The organism is Stenotrophomonas sp. ZAC14D1_NAIMI4_1 (genome assembly GCF_003086775.1).
Lineage (GTDB): Bacteria > Pseudomonadota > Gammaproteobacteria > Xanthomonadales > Xanthomonadaceae > Stenotrophomonas.
The window spans coordinates 2,175,735-2,191,014 of the sequence record NZ_CP026001.1; the positions used below are offsets into that span (position 1 = coordinate 2,175,735).

The window sequence follows — 15,280 nt, forward strand, 5'->3', positions numbered from 1 at the left end:
GCATGGCGTGGATCTACTGGAATGTCATCCACGCAGGGCGTGGATCTACACCTCTCTGCGGATGATCGCCCGGAAGCCTCCGTGCTGCGACAGCCGCCTCACTGATTCCCGGTTCCCATGGGCTGCCACGAAGCCCACGACATCGCCGAGGGCGCCCTGCAGCAGGCATTGCAGCTGGGCGCGATCGCCGGCGGCGAGGAGGTCATCAAGATCCTGCTGGATGAAGGCCTGGCGCAGGCCGGGGGTCTCTTCGATCCGCCAGTCGACATGTGGCGTGGGGATGCTGCTGCGATACCTGAACGCGGTTTCGAGATCGGTGGGCGTGAGGGCCTGCTCGAGCAGTTCCGGGAAATAGAGTCCGGCATTCACGTAGAAGCCCCTGCTGGGTGTCGCGGCCTGGTGGTTGACGACCAGCGAGGCGCCTTCCAGCAACCGGTAGCGGGTGGTGGTCGTTCCGGCAAAGCCTGTCTTCCGCGCACATTTGCTGAAGACTGTCGAAGATTTCATGGGCGCTGTCCTGGCCGGGAAGGGGCCGGACAGCGTTGAGGGGCAGGGCACTACCGTCAATTGGCGAATGCGACACGTGATTCATCCACGCAGGGCGTGGATCTACCGGACCGCCTGCCGGTAGCGCCGCTCAGTCCCTGACCAGCCCGCCATCGACCACCAGGTTCTGCCCGGTGACCGCACGTGCCCACGGGCTGGCGAAGAACAGCACCGCATCGGCGAACTCGGCCGGGGTGGTGACGCTGCGCAGCGGGGTGTTGGCGGCGATGTAGTCGAACACTGCTTCGGGCGTGGCGGCGCTGGCATCGGTGCTGCGCAGCAGGCCGCCGGACAGCATGTTCACGGTGATGCCGTGCGGACCCAGGTCGCCGGCCAGGGTGCGGGTGAGCGAGAGCAGGGCTGCCTTGGCCGCGGTGTAATCGTGGTACGGCACCACCGGGTTCTGGAACAGGTTGGTGCCGATGTTGATGATCCGCCCGAAGCGCTGCGCCTGCATGCCCGGCAATGCGGCCTGCACGCAGTTCAGTGCGCCGCGCACGCTGCCTTCGAACTGCGCCTGGAATGCCGGCCAGCCGATGTCAGCGGCCTTGTCGCGCGCATCGCCGTTGAACGAGAATGCGGCCAGTGCGTTGTTCACCACGGTGGTCACGCCCTGGCCGAAATGTGCCTGCGCCTGCTGCAGCAGGGCGGCGACCTGGTCGCGATCGGTGACGTCGGCCTGCAGGGCGACGGCCTGCCCGCCCAGTTCCCTTGCCAGCATGCGCGCCGGGGCCTCGCTGCGCTGGTAGTTGATGACCACGCGCGCGCCCTGTGCGGCGAAGGCGCGGGCGATGTGCGTGCCCAGGCCGCGTCCTGCGCCGGTGACCAGGACCAGTTGTTCGCTGATCTGCATGATGGGAATGCGTTCCATTGCCTGAAAGGGCATGCAGCGTAGCAGTGATGGTGCTTGCCGGATCGACCGCGCTGCCGCTAGCCTGCGTGCATGAACCAGACTCCCCTTCGATTGCTCATCCATGGCGCTTCCGGGCGCATGGGCCAGGCCCTGCTGCGCCTGGCCGCCGAACATCCCGAAATCCTGCAGGTCGTGGCGGCGGTGACCGGCCGTGCGCCGGCGCAGCGCGTGATCGATGGCGTGCCGTACTTTGCCGCCAGCGAGCTGCCGGGCGCGCCGGAGTTCGACGTGGCCATCGATTTCAGCCTGCCCGAGGGCTTCGACCCGATGCTGGCGCTGTGCGTGGAGCGCGGTGCGGGCCTGGTGTCCGGCACCACCGGCATTTCCGCGGTGCAGCGGCAGGCACTGGAGGCCGCCGCAGGTGCGATCCCGCTGGTCTGGGCCTCGAACTTCAGCCTCGGCGTGGCCGTGCTGGACGAACTGGTGGAACGCGCCGCACAGGCACTGGCCGGCTGGGACTGCGACGTGGTCGAGTCGCACCACACGCAGAAGAAGGATGCGCCGTCAGGCACGGCATTGACCCTGGGTGCGGCCGCGCAGCGGGGCGGGGCGGAACCGCACTACGCCAGCCTGCGTGCGGGCGACATCGTCGGCGAGCACCTGGTGCAGTTCACCGGCCTGGGCGAGCGCATCGAGCTGGTGCACCGGGCGACCAACCGCGACATCTTCGCCCGCGGCGCGCTGTTTGCCGCCCGCCAGGTGCACGGCCGCGCGCCGGGCAGCTACCGGGTGCGGGACCTGCTGGCGTAAGGCGGTAGTGCCGGCCGCTGGCCGGCAATTCCCATGTCGCCGGGCATCCCCTGGCAGCCGGCCAGCGGCCGGCACTACCGGGCGCGGGCGCTGCATACGCTGCCGGATTGAAATGAATACGCAATCGCCTGTTCATAAAGCGATATAACCGCTGGCGCGAGCGCCCCGGCAGCGCTACAATTCGCACTCGCCGAATCACGAAAGCCGGACCGGTCCCAGACCGTACGTCCGCGCTTTTTTGCAACCGGATTTCCGTGAAGCGCAGGCGTGACTTCGGCAGCCCCCTCGGTAGCCAAAGTGAGATTTCCGTGACCCAAGCCGCAATCCTCGTCCTCGAAGACGGCACCGTATTCGAGGGCGAATCCGTAGGCGCGCCCGGCCTGTCCGTCGGTGAGGTGGTGTTCAACACCGCCATGACCGGTTACCAGGAAGTGTTGACCGACCCGTCCTACGCCCGGCAGATGGTCACGCTGACCTATCCGCATATCGGCAACACCGGCATGACCGACCAGGACAATGAAGCCTCCAAGGTGTGGTCGGCCGGCCTGATCGTGCGCGACGTGCCGCGCCGTCCCAGCAACTGGCGCAGCCAGGTGTCGCTGCAGGACTGGCTGATCCAGCGTGGCGTGGTCGCCATCGCCGGCATCGACACCCGCAAGCTGACCCGCATCCTGCGCGAGAAGGGCGCGCAGAACGGTGCGCTGATGGCCGGCGACATCGACGTGGAAAAGGCACTGGAAGCCGCCCGCAAGTTCCCGGGGCTGAAGGGCATGGATCTGGCCAAGGTCGTCACTACCGAGAAGACCTACACCTGGACCGAAGGCCAGCTGGACCTGGACGCCAACGCGTTCGTCAGCGTGCCGGCCAAGTTCAAGGTCGTGGCCTACGATTTCGGCGTGAAGACCAACATCCTGCGCATGCTGGCCGAGCGCGGCTGCGAAGTGACCGTGGTGCCGGCGCAGACCCCGGCGGCCGAGGTGCTGGCGCTGAAGCCGGACGGCGTGTTCCTGTCCAACGGCCCGGGTGACCCGGAACCGTGCGACTACGCCATCGAAGCGATCAAGACCTTCATCGACGTGAAGATCCCGACCTTCGGCATCTGCCTGGGCCACCAGCTGCTGGGCCTGGCTTCGGGCGCCAAGACCATGAAGATGGGCCACGGTCACCACGGTGCCAACCACCCGGTGCAGGATCTGGACAACGGCCGGGTGATGATCACCTCGCAGAACCACGGCTTCGCGGTTGATGAATCGACCCTGCCGGCCACCCTGCGCGTGACCCACCGTTCGCTGTTCGACGGCACCAACCAGGGCATCGCCCGCACCGACGTGCCGGCGTTCTCGTTCCAGGGCCACCCGGAAGCGTCGCCCGGCCCGACCGATGTCGGTCCGCTGTTCGACCGTTTCGTGGCCCTGATGGAACAGAGCAAGGCGTGATCAGTACGCCGCCGGCCCGCCGGTGGCGTCGCGATGGACCGTAAGCCCCCGCATCGCTGCTGCCGCTGGCGCGGTGCTGCGGATCAAGATTCCTGATCGACAGCGTGCGATCACCCCCCTTGTCACGCTGTACTGACTTAGAGAAGAAAATGCCCAAGCGCACTGACCTCAAGACCATCCTCATCATCGGTGCTGGCCCGATCGTCATCGGCCAGGCCTGCGAGTTCGACTACTCCGGCGCACAGGCCTGCAAGGCCCTGCGTGACGAGGGTTACCGCGTGGTGCTGGTCAACAGCAACCCGGCCACCATCATGACCGACCCGGAGATGGCCGACGCCGTCTACATCGAGCCGATCAACTGGCAGACGGTCGAGAAGATCATCGCCAAGGAAAAGCCCGATGCCCTGCTGCCGACCATGGGTGGCCAGACCGCGCTGAACTGCGCGCTGGACCTGGCCGACAACGGCGTGCTGGAGAAGTACAACGTCGAGCTGATCGGCGCCAAGCGCGACGCGATCCGCATGGCCGAAGACCGCGAGCTGTTCCGCGTCGCCATGGGTGAGATCGGCCTGGAATGCCCGACCGCCGCCGTCGCCCACACCCTGGACGAAGCGCTGGAAATCCAGACCCGCGTCGGCTACCCGACCATCATCCGCCCCAGCTTCACCCTGGGCGGCAGCGGTGGTGGTATCGCCTACAACCGCGAAGAACTGGTCGAGATCGTCAGCCGCGGCCTGGAACTGTCGCCGACCACCGAAGTGCTGGTCGAAGAGTCGGTGCTGGGCTGGAAGGAGTTCGAGATGGAAGTGGTCCGCGATACCGCGGACAACTGCATCATCGTCTGCTCGATCGAGAACCTGGACCCGATGGGCGTGCACACCGGTGACTCGATCACCGTCGCCCCGGCGCAGACCCTGACCGACAAGGAATACCAGCGCCTGCGCGATGCCTCCATCGCCGTGCTGCGCAAGATCGGCGTCGATACCGGTGGCTCGAACGTGCAGTTCGGCATCAACCCGACCACCGGCCGCGTGGTCGTCATCGAGATGAACCCGCGCGTGTCGCGTTCCTCGGCGCTGGCCTCCAAGGCCACCGGCTTCCCGATCGCCAAGGTCGCCGCCAAGCTGGCCGTGGGCTACACCCTGGACGAACTGAAGAACGAGATCACCGGCGGCCTGACCCCGGCTTCGTTCGAGCCGTCCATCGATTACGTCGTCACCAAGATCCCGCGCTTCGCCTTCGAGAAGTTCCCGGCCGCCGACGCCCGCCTGACCACCCAGATGAAGTCGGTGGGCGAGGTGATGGCGATGGGCCGCACCTTCCAGGAGTCGATGCAGAAGGCTCTGCGTGGCCTGGAAACCGGCAAGGTCGGCTTCGACCCGACCGGCCTGGACCTGACCAACGAAGACGACCTGCAGACCCTGCGCCGCGAACTGAAGGCCCCGGGCCCGGAGCGCCTGTTCTACGTGGCCGATGCGTTCCGCGCCGGCATGAGCGTGGAAGAGATCTACGCGCTGTCCTTCATCGACCACTGGTTCCTGGACCAGATCGAGGAAATCATCGCGGCCGAAGCTGAAGTCGCTGCCGGTGGCATCGATGCGCTGGATGCTGCGCGCCTGCGCAAGCTCAAGCGCGCCGGCTTCTCCGACGCCCGCCTGGCCCAGCTGACCGGCACCAACGAGGCGGCCATCCGCGCGCTGCGTCGCGCCCACAAGGTGCGCCCGGTCTACAAGCGCGTGGACTCCTGCGCCGGTGAATTCTCCACCGGCACCGCCTACCTGTACTCGACCTACGAGGACGAGTGCGAGGCCGCGCCGACCAACCGCGACAAGATCATGATCCTCGGCGGTGGCCCCAACCGCATCGGCCAGGGCATCGAGTTCGACTACTGCTGCGTGCACGCGGCACTGGCCCTGCGCGAGGATGGTTTTGAAACCATCATGGTCAACTGCAACCCGGAAACCGTGTCGACCGACTACGACACCTCCGACCGCCTGTACTTCGAGCCGCTGACCCTGGAAGACGTGCTGGAAATCGTCGAACTGGAACAGCCGAAGGGCGTGATCGTGCAGTACGGCGGCCAGACCCCGCTGAAGCTGGCGCGCGCGCTGGAAGCCAACGGCGTGCCGGTGATCGGCACCAGCCCGGATTCGATCGATCTGGCCGAAGACCGCGAGCGCTTCCAGCAGCTGGTCGATTCGCTGAAGCTGAAGCAGCCGCCGAACCGCATCGCCCGCAACGACCAGGAAGCCCTGCTGCTGGCCCGTGAGATCGGCTACCCGCTGGTGGTGCGCCCGAGCTACGTGCTGGGCGGCCGCGCGATGGAAATCGTCTACGGCGAATCCGACCTGGCCCGCTACGTGCGCGACGCGGTGAAGGTGTCCAACGATTCGCCGGTGCTGCTGGACCGCTTCCTGGACAACGCCGTGGAAGTGGACGTGGACATCATCGCCGACAAGGATGGCAACGTCCTGATCGGTGGCGTGATGGAGCACATCGAAGAGGCCGGCGTGCATTCGGGTGACTCGTCGTGCTCGCTGCCGCCGTACTCGCTGTCGGCCAAGACCCAGGCCGAGCTGCGCCGCCAGGTGGTGGAGCTGGCCAAGGCCCTGAACGTGGTCGGCCTGATGAACACCCAGTTCGCGATCCAGACCAACGACGATGGCGATGACACCATCTACCTGCTGGAAGTGAACCCGCGCGCCTCGCGTACCGTGCCTTTCGTGTCCAAGGCCACCGGCATGGCGCTGGCCAAGATCGCCGCGCGCTGCATGGCCGGCAAGACCCTGGCCGAGCAGGGCGCGACCGAAGAGATCGTGCCGGACTACTACTCGGTGAAGGAGGCGATCTTCCCGTTCGCCAAGTTCCAGGGCGTCGACCCGATCCTCGGGCCGGAAATGCGTTCCACCGGCGAAGTGATGGGCGTCGGCCGTACCTTCAACGCCGCCTTCGCGCGTGCGCAGGAAGCGGGCGGCATCAAGGCCCCGCCGGTCGGCAAGGCCTTCGTCTCGGTGCGTGACCCGGACAAGAAGCGCGTGCTGCCGGTGGCCAAGGCCCTGCTGGCGCGTGGCTACAGCCTGGTTGCCACCCGCGGCACCGCCGCGTGGCTGCAGCAGCACGGCATGGATTGCGAGATCATCAACAAGGTGGTCGAAGGCCGTCCGCACATCGTCGATTCGATCAAGAACGGCGAGATCGTCTACATCGTCAACACGACCGAAGGCCGTGCCGCGATCAACGACTCGTTCTCGATCCGTCGCGAGGCGCTGCAGCACCGCGTCACCTACTCGACCACCATTGCCGGCGCCAAGGCGCTGGTGGATTCACTGGAATTCCGCGGCACCGGCCCCGTCTGGTCGCTGCAGGAGCTGCACAAGGAGTTGAATGCATGAGAGCCCCCATCACGATGAAGGGCGCGCAGAAGCTGCGTGATGAACTGGATCACCTGAAGTCGGTCAAGCGCCCGAAGGTGATCGCCGCGATCGCCGAAGCACGTGAACACGGCGACCTGAAGGAAAACGCCGAGTACCACGCCGCGCGCGAGGAGCAGGGCTTCATCGAAGGCCGCATCAAGCAGCTGGAAGGTGAGCTGTCGCACGCCGAGATCATCGACGTGAGCAAGCTCAACGCCGGCTCCAAGGTGGTGTTCGGCGCCAGCGTGACCCTGGCCGACGTGGAAACCGACGAAGAGAAGAAGTACCAGATCGTCGGTGACCTGGAAGCGGACATCAAGCTGGGCCTGATTGCCATTTCCTCGCCGGTGGCCCGCGCGATGATCGGCAAGCTGGAAGGGGATTCGATCGTGATCGACGCCCCGGCCGGCCAGCGCGAGTACGAGATCGTCAGCGTCAGCTACGTGGCCTGACCGGGTGGCAACGGCGACCCTGTTGTTGCCGGCACGCAGCCGCTTTGCAGCGGCTGCATTGCCTGACGAGGTGGCGCGCGCCTTGGGCCGCGCCATCGCCGTGCAGCAGGAGGCGGGCGAACGCCCCCAGCTGCAGCGTCATTTCACCGTGGCCGCGCCGCAGTGGCCGGTCGCCGCATTGACCCGCCAGCGTGATGTCGGCGATGCCGCCGGTGCCTGCTGGCTGCGTGCCGATCCGGCCTGCATGGTGCCGGACATGCACGGTGCGCGGATGATGGGGCACGGCGAAACGCTGCGGCCGACCCTGGCCGACAGCCTCGCCCTGCTGCCGGTGCTGCAGCCTTTGTTCGCCGATGCGGGCTTCGTGCTGGATGCGCCGGACCCGGCGCGCTGGTACCTGCGCCTGCCCATCGAAACCGAACTGCCGTCCTTCGACAGCCCCGACGAGGTGCTGGGCGATGACCTGTTCTCGCACCTGCCCGAAGGCGAGGCCGGCCGCCGCTGGCGTGCGCTGATGACCGAAGCGCAGGTGCTGCTGCACAACCATTCCTGGAACCAGCAGCGCGCGGCCCAGGGCCAGCAGCCGATCAATTCCCTGTGGTTCTGGGGCGGCGGCGTGATGCCGGTGTCGGTGACCACCCCGCACGTGCAGGTGCGCAGCCGCGATGCCCTGCTGCAGGGCCTGGCATTGGCCGCGGGCGTATCGGTGGATGGCGACCAGTCCGTCGATGCCCTGGTCGACCTGCGCCAGCTGCGCTCGCTGCAGCAGCTGGGTAACGATGCCATCCGTCCGCTGCTGGTGGCACTGCAGCGCGGCGAGCTGCAGCGCCTGGTACTGGATTTCGAGGACGGCCTGCAGTTCCAGCTGGACAAGCGCCAGCGCTGGCAGTTCTGGAAGAAGCCCCGCCAGCTGCACGACTGAGCGGGGCCTGGGCCGAGCGGGGTCGGATCCGTTTTCCTCGGGAAAACGGCTCTGACCCCATTTTGTCTATCGATATCTGAAAGATGTGCCGACCAACGGTCGGCACCTACCAGCAGCCGCGTGAACCTGTCGAAGGTGGGGCGGTGTCGGATTGCGGGGTGTCAGCCGCATGGATGCGGCTGCCAAGCCTACAGGGACGTACTTGCGGCGTCCCCGCAATCCGACACCGCCCCGCCAACCCACGGACTCCCCGCTGTTGCTGTTGCTTCGGATGTTGCTTCGGCAGGTGCAGGGCGCAGCCCTGCAAGCAATCACCTCACCGTGCTGACCACGGTCGGCAGCTGCCAATGCCCGCCCGCCACGCCGCGGCACTGTCCGGTGGTGAACTCGCTGCTCTTCACGAAGCGCGCTCCATCCCATGCCCAGTCGTGGCCCGAGAAGCAGTCGCCGATGCCGCGGCCGCGGAAGCGCCCGCGCAGCATGGCGTCGTCGCGGTCGAAGTCTTCCGCGTCGGAGGTCACGAAGCGCGCCTGGTAAGGCGCCTTGTCCTGCACCACCCAGTAGCCACTGCTGAAGTTGTAGGCACCCATGAAGCAGCTGGTGCTGGCCAGCACGTGGCTGGCATCGAGCCGCTGGATCTCGATCTCATCCTGCTCGCCATCACTCAGGCGCGTGCACTCGTCCGGCGTGGGCAGGCTGGCAATCATCGCCTTGCGCAGCGCAGGCACCTTGCCCAGCGCCGCATCCGTGCTGCGCGCTGCCACCAGCTTGCCATGCACGATCACCGGCAACGGCAGTGCCGCGGGCACGCTCGCTTCGGCCTTGTCGCCGCGACGCACCAGCGCGCCGGGCGTACCCAGCCGGCCCTGTGCCTCGTCCATCTTCAGCAGTACTGCGGTGGCGCCACTGTCGGAGATCGGCCACGCCTTGCCCTTGCCATCGATGATCTCGATGCGTGCCTGGCGGGGCAGGGCGGCAACCAGCGCATCGGTCTGCGCCTGCTTCAACAGCAACTTTTCCGCTTCGCCGGTGTCCTGCACCGGGCCGAGGTCCTTGCCATTCAGGCGCAGGCGCAGCGCACCGGTCGGCGCCGGGTCATCGCCCTCGCCATTGCGCAGGCGCGCGATGACCGGTGCATTCGCGCCGCCCGCGCGTTCCAGCATCAGGCTCAGCAGGTTGGCGGGTTCTTCCGGGCTGTAACCCGCGGCACGGCAGGTGCGGGTGTTGTCGCAGGCCAGCGACCAGTTGTTGTGCTCGAACTTCACACCGGCCTTCGGCTCGGGCGTAGCCGCGTGGGCGGTCTGGGCGAGGGCGAGGCCCAGCAGGGCGGGAAGCAGGGTGTGGCGCATGTGTGGAAGTCCGTTTCGGGGCCGGCAAGCATGAAAGATGTGGCCGCAAAATCCAAACGTCGGGGTGGGGGCGGAGCCCTCTGCCTGCAGAGGGCTCTGACCCCGTATGTAGCCCCGCGTTATCATGGCGGCGTCTTCCGCAACCCGGCGATGCCGATGTCCCTTGCCGCCGATGGTGCGCCTCCCGTGTCCGATACGCCGATGATCCGCCGCCGCGAGCCGGTACAGCCCGGTGCGTGGCCCGACGACACGCTGCCGCTGCTGGCCCGCCTGTATGCCAGCCGTGGCGCGACCACGCCGGAACTGGCGCTGCCGCGGCTGGGCAACCTGCACGCGCCGGAGCTGCTCACCGGCATCGATGCGGCCGTCGCGCTGCTGGTCGACGCCATTGCCAACGACAAGCGCATCCTGGTGGTGGGCGATTTCGATTGCGATGGCGCCACTGCGTGTGCGGTCGGCGTGCGCGGACTGCGCATGCTCGGCGCGCGTCATGTATTCCATGCGGTGCCCAACCGCATGGTGCACGGCTATGGCCTGTCGCCTTCGCTGGTCGAGGAACTGGCTGCCCTGCAGCCGGACCTGCTGGTCACCGTCGACCATGGCATTGCCTGCCATGCCGGCGTCAACGCAGCCAAGGCGCGGGGTTGGCAGGTGCTGGTGACCGACCACCATCTTCCCGGGCCGCAGCTGCCGCCGGCCGATGTCATCGTCGACCCGAATCTGGAAGGCGATGACTTCCCCAGCAAATCGCTGGCCGGTGTCGGCGTCATCTTCTATGTGTTGATGGCAACGCGCCGGCAGATGCGCGAGGCCGGCGTGTTCGCCGATGGCAAGGGCCCGGACCTGACCACGCTGCTGGATCTGGTGGCCGTGGGCACCGTGGCCGACCTGGTGGTCCTGGATGCCAACAACCGCGCCCTGGTCAGTGCCGGCCTGCGTCGCCTGCGCGCCGGGCACGGCTGCGTGGGCCTGAAGGCGCTGATCGAAGCCAGTGGCCGCGACAGCGCGCGACTGACCGCCACCGACATTGGTTTTGCGCTCGGCCCACGCCTGAACGCTGCCGGTCGCCTGGAGGACATGGCCCTGGGCATTGCGCTGCTTCTGACCGAAGATCCGCGCCAGGCACGCGACATCGCCCAGACACTGGAGCAGATCAACGCCGAACGCCGCGCGGTGCAGCAGTCGATGACCGACGATGCCGAACAGGCGTTGTCGCGCGTGGTACTGCAGTCCGAAGGCGAGCGTCCGGTGGCAGCCTGCCTGTTCGATGCCGACTGGCATCCCGGCGTGGTCGGCCTGGTGGCATCGAAGATGAAGGATCGCCTGCACCGTCCGGTGATCGCCTTCGCTCCGGCCGAACCGGGGGCGGACACCCTGCGTGGCTCGGCGCGTTCCATCCCGGGCCTGCATATCCGTGATGCGCTGGCGCTGGTCGACGCGCGTCATCCCGGCCTGGTCGAACGCTTCGGTGGGCACGCCATGGCGGCCGGGCTGAGCATGCGCCTGGAGCATCTGCCTGCGTTCGAGGCGGCCTTCGTCGCCATCGTGCAGGAAGTGCTGGACCCGGCCGCGCTGCAGCAGCATGTGCTCAGCGATGGCGAACTGGCCGTGCACGAGCTCGACCATCGCCATGCCGATGCCCTGCGCCTGGCCGGTCCGTGGGGGCAGGGCTTCCCCGAGCCGATGTTCGATGGCCACTTCGAAGTGGCCAACTGGCGCGTGCTGAAAGAGCGCCACCTGAAGCTGGAACTGCGCCTGCCCGGCCTGCCGGGCACGGTCAACGCCATCCACTTCGGCGGCTGGCACGGCAATGCACCGGGACGGCACGTGCACCTGGCCTACCGTCTGGCCTGCGATGACTACCGCGGCGGTGCGGCGATCCAGCTCATCATCGAGCATTGCCTGCCGGCCTGAACCTCCAGTGCGGCCCATGCCGATGCACGGGCCGCACCCGTTCTGTCACTCGCTCAGGGCTGGACCTTGCTGACCACGGTCGGCATGTCCCAGGCGCCGCCGGCTGCCACCAGGCGGCACAGGCCCGAGGTGGCTTCGCCGGTCTTCACGAAGCGCTTGCCGTCCCAGCTCCAGTCCATGGTGTGCCAGCAGTCACCCAGGCCGCGCCCCTTGTGGGCGGCACTGATGACCCGGCCATCGCTGTCGCTGCCTGACGTGGTGACCAGCACGGGATTGAACGGCGCCTTGTCATTGGCCACCCAGAAGCCGTAGCCCTCGTTGTAGGCCGCGCGCCAGCACAGCGTGGACACCAGCACCTTGTCGCTGGACAGGCGGGTGATCGTCAGCTCCTCCGGCTCATCGATCATGGGGTGGCCTTCCGGGCTGATGGCCGCGCAGTCATCGGCCGGCGTCGCCGCGCGCAGTGCGCGGCGCAACGCTGTGGCCTGCGTCTGTGCCATCGCGGTGTCGGCAGGGCGTGTAGCGGGCAGCTTCGGCAGTGTCACCAGCGGCGGGGCCAGCGCCGGCAGCACCTTGTCCTCGCTGCCATTGCCCTTGCGCACCAGTGCACCCGGGGTGCCGAGGCGGCCCTGGAACTCGTCCATCTTCAGCAGCACCGCCGACGCGCCGCTGTCGGACAGCGTCCAGCGCTGGTTGCCCCCGCCCACCACCTCGATGCGGCTGGTGCGGGTAAGTGCCGCCAGCAGCGCATCGGTCTGTGCCGGCGTCAGTGCGCCGGTGCCTTCCTTCAGCGACAGGCGGCCCAGGTCGGTGCCGTTGATCTGTAGATGGACGTCCGCGCCTGGCGCCAGCTTCGGCGCGCCCTCATCGTACTGGCCCAGCATCAACTGGCCCTGCACGCGCTGCTGCGGGCCGGCCGCGCGGGTCAGCAGCACCGACACCGCCGGGCCGTCGCCCTCATCGGACTGGTAGCCCGCTGCGCGGCAGGTGCGCGTGTTGTCGCACGACAGCGTCCAGTCATTGTGGGTGAACGGGAAAGGCGAGATCGGGGCAGCGGCGGCAGGCAACGAAACAGCCAACAGCACGGACAGGAACAACGGGCGCATGCACATCCTTATGGCGGAAATCCGGACGCTATGGTGCCGCGCAGGTGCAGGGCTGACCAGCCGCTCTGTGACGGAATATATGTGACGCGAAGCACATTACGAGGGAAAACCTTAATGAATTCATCTCGTTATATGACCATGTGACCGTCAAAAAGCTGGCGCCCGTCACGTCTGGATGGCACAGTCAGGCCACGACCAACATGGGACGACGGAACGCCCGATGTACGCCGAATCACTGCTCCCTGGCGCCGCACTGCAGCGCCTGCACCAGGACCGACGCCTGATCCGCGTCGAAACCGCTTTGGACCCGGATACCTTCCTGGTCAAGCGCTTCGATGGCATCGCCTCGGTCTCCAGCCCGTTCACCTACCGCATCGACCTGCTTTCCATCCAGCCGCGGCTGGAGCTGAAGCAACTGGTCGGTCAGCCGCTGCGCCTGCAGCTGGGCGATGAATTCGGCGACCGCAGCGTGCATGGGTATGTGCGCGAGTTCGCCAGCACCGGGCAGCAGGCACAGTTCAGCGCCTACCGCGCCGAACTGGCGCCGTGGTTCGCCTTCCTCGACTACACCTGCAACTGCCGCATCTTCCAGGATCGCACCGCGTTGCAGATCATCGAGGAAGTCTTCGAGGGCTATGCGCAGCTGGCGCGGTACCGCTACGACCTCAACCCCGGCAAGCTTGCGCCGCTGCCGTACTGCGTGCAGTACAACGAATCGGACTTCGCCTTCGTCAGCCGCCTGCTGGAAGACGCGGGCCTGTACTACAGCTTCGTCCACGACGACGAAGGCCACGAGATGGTGATCAGCGACGATTCGACGTTGAGCACTGCCCACGGCGAGCCGCAGCCGATCGCCTACGTTTCCGACCAGGGCACCCTGGCCAGCACCGGCCTGCATCGCTGGGGCGCGCGGCGCCGGGTCGGCCCGAGCGTGCAGACCCTGCGCAGCTTCGATTTCAAGCAGCCGGGCGAACGACTGGATGGCAACCAGGGCAACCAGGTGCCGATGGGCCTGCTGCCGCCGTTGGAGCAGTACCGTTACGACGGTGCAGCGCGCTTCATGAACAGCCGTATCGGCACGGCGCTGGCCGCCGTGCGCAACGAAGAAGTGACCTGGCCGACCAAGCTGTTCGAGTGCGCGGGCAATGCCGGCGAGATGGAGGCCGGCGGGTGCTTCGACCTGGAGCGCCATCCGGACTTCATCGGCCGCGACGACACCGATCGCAGCTTCTTCGTGGTCAGCGTGCAGCGCGAAGGCCACAACAATTTTGCCGCCGATTTCGGCAGTGCCGAAGCGCCCAGCGTGGAAGTGCAGGCCGAAGTGCTGCGCCGGCGCATCCCGTACCGCCCGCTGCGGCTCACCCCCTGGCCGCGCATGCCGGGCCCGCAGACCGCCACGGTGGTCGGCCCGCCGGGCGAGGAGCTGCACGCCGACCGCTATGGCCGGGTAAAGGTGCAGTTCCACTGGGACCGCCAGCTGGACCGTCGCGAGAATGCCTCGTGCTGGATCCGCAGCGCCAGCCCCTGGGCCGGCGCCGACATGGGTGGCGTCTCGCCGCCGCGCGTGGGCCAGGAAGTGATCGTCGATTTCCTCGACGGTGATCCGGATCGGCCGATCATCACCGGGCGCGTCTACAACGAAGACAACATGCCGCCGTTCGGCATGGAGGTCAGCGGCCTGAAGTCGAAGACCGTCAAGGGCGCAGGCTGGAATGAAATCACCATGCACGATGGCGCCGGCGGCGAGCTGCTGAACATGCGCGCCCAGCGTGACATGGTCACCACCGTGCTCAACGACCAGAACGCCAGCATCAAGAACAACAAGTCGACCACGGTGGCGGTGAACCACACCATGGGCGTTGGCGCCAACCAGGACATCAGTGTCGGCGGCAACCGCGGCATCACCATTACCGGTACCGATACGCTCGGCGTCACCGGCACCCGTACCACCAATGTCACCGGTGCGGTCACCGAAAAATACGAAGCGGGCGAAACCAAGACGATCGTGGCCGCCGGCTACACCGAAACCATCACCGGTGATTTCAAGACCACGCTGACCGGCAACTACACCAGCCAGCGCACCGGCACCTGGGCCGAAACCGTGACATCCACCTCCAGCCGCACCGTGGGTGGGCTGGTCACCGAGACCCTGCAGGCCGCCCGGGAAGTGACGATCACCGGGCAGGACAAGCGCAAGGTGCAGGGCAAGGTCGACGACAGCAACGTCGGCGAGCGCGTCATCGATGTCACCGGCAACTTCAGCCAGGATGCCACCGGCACCCACAGCCAGGGCTCGGACGGGGCGATGAGCCTGGAGTCGGCGGTCAAGCTCACCAGCAAGGTCGGCGGCTCGGTCATCGAGATCACCGACAGCGCGATCAAGATCACCGCCGGTGGTTCGGAGGTGGTGATCGACGCCGGTGGTGTTTCGGTCAACGGCAGCGAGATCAAGCTCAACTGCTGAGCCGCAAGGGAGAAG

General features: G+C 67.1%; 11 protein-coding genes. 7 read left to right on the forward strand and 4 right to left on the reverse strand.

What is annotated here, in order from left to right:
- Nucleotides 1-45 precede the first annotated feature (45 nt).
- Both C1927_RS10155 and C1927_RS10160 read right to left on the reverse strand, forming a co-directional pair.
- A complete protein-coding gene (locus C1927_RS10155; protein WP_108746600.1) occupies nt 46-507 on the reverse strand; it encodes a DUF4304 domain-containing protein in 462 nt (153 codons plus the stop codon).
- 130 nt (nt 508-637) lie between these two features.
- Nucleotides 638-1,417 carry a 3-oxoacyl-ACP reductase gene (locus C1927_RS10160; RefSeq protein WP_108746601.1) on the reverse strand — a complete coding sequence of 260 codons (780 nt, stop codon included), beginning with the start codon at nt 1,415-1,417 and terminating at the stop codon, nt 638-640.
- Between the two features lie 72 nt (nt 1,418-1,489).
- Here C1927_RS10160 and dapB point away from each other — a divergent pair, with 72 nt between their 5' ends.
- From dapB to C1927_RS10185, 5 genes are all read left to right on the forward strand, one after another.
- On the forward strand, nt 1,490-2,209 hold the full coding sequence (gene dapB / locus C1927_RS10165) for a 4-hydroxy-tetrahydrodipicolinate reductase (protein ID WP_108746602.1): 720 nt from the start codon (nt 1,490-1,492) through the stop codon (nt 2,207-2,209).
- A 308-nt stretch (nt 2,210-2,517) separates the two neighbouring features.
- Nucleotides 2,518-3,645 carry a glutamine-hydrolyzing carbamoyl-phosphate synthase small subunit gene (gene carA / locus C1927_RS10170; RefSeq protein WP_008265442.1) on the forward strand — a complete coding sequence of 376 codons (1,128 nt, stop codon included), beginning with the start codon at nt 2,518-2,520 and terminating at the stop codon, nt 3,643-3,645.
- Nucleotides 3,646-3,794: 149 nt separating this feature from the next.
- Nucleotides 3,795-7,037, forward strand: a complete 3,243-nt coding sequence (gene carB, locus C1927_RS10175) for a carbamoyl-phosphate synthase large subunit (protein ID WP_108746603.1) — start codon at nt 3,795-3,797, stop codon at nt 7,035-7,037.
- Nucleotides 7,034-7,510, forward strand: a complete 477-nt coding sequence (greA, locus tag C1927_RS10180; RefSeq protein WP_079221743.1) for a transcription elongation factor GreA — start codon at nt 7,034-7,036, stop codon at nt 7,508-7,510. The genes carB and greA overlap by 4 nt, the downstream gene beginning before the upstream one ends.
- A gap of 4 nt (nt 7,511-7,514) precedes the next feature.
- Nucleotides 7,515-8,432, forward strand: coding sequence for a phosphoglycerate mutase (locus tag C1927_RS10185; RefSeq protein ID WP_108746604.1), 918 nt, complete (start codon nt 7,515-7,517; stop codon nt 8,430-8,432).
- A 311-nt stretch (nt 8,433-8,743) separates the two neighbouring features.
- Here C1927_RS10185 and C1927_RS10195 read toward each other — a convergent pair whose 3' ends face one another.
- Nucleotides 8,744-9,781 carry a DUF1176 domain-containing protein gene (locus tag C1927_RS10195; protein ID WP_108746605.1) on the reverse strand — a complete coding sequence of 346 codons (1,038 nt, stop codon included), beginning with the start codon at nt 9,779-9,781 and terminating at the stop codon, nt 8,744-8,746.
- A gap of 156 nt (nt 9,782-9,937) precedes the next feature.
- Here C1927_RS10195 and recJ point away from each other — a divergent pair, with 156 nt between their 5' ends.
- Nucleotides 9,938-11,695, forward strand: coding sequence for a single-stranded-DNA-specific exonuclease RecJ (gene recJ / locus C1927_RS10200; protein WP_079225215.1), 1,758 nt, complete (start codon nt 9,938-9,940; stop codon nt 11,693-11,695).
- Between the two features lie 53 nt (nt 11,696-11,748).
- Here recJ and C1927_RS10205 read toward each other — a convergent pair whose 3' ends face one another.
- Nucleotides 11,749-12,801, reverse strand: a complete 1,053-nt coding sequence (locus C1927_RS10205; protein WP_108746606.1) for a DUF1176 domain-containing protein — start codon at nt 12,799-12,801, stop codon at nt 11,749-11,751.
- 220 nt (nt 12,802-13,021) lie between these two features.
- Here C1927_RS10205 and tssI point away from each other — a divergent pair, with 220 nt between their 5' ends.
- Complete coding sequence (tssI, locus tag C1927_RS10210) at nt 13,022-15,265, forward strand: type VI secretion system tip protein TssI/VgrG (RefSeq protein WP_108746607.1); 2,244 nt, start codon at nt 13,022-13,024, stop codon at nt 15,263-15,265.
- Nucleotides 15,266-15,280: the final 15 nt, after the last annotated feature.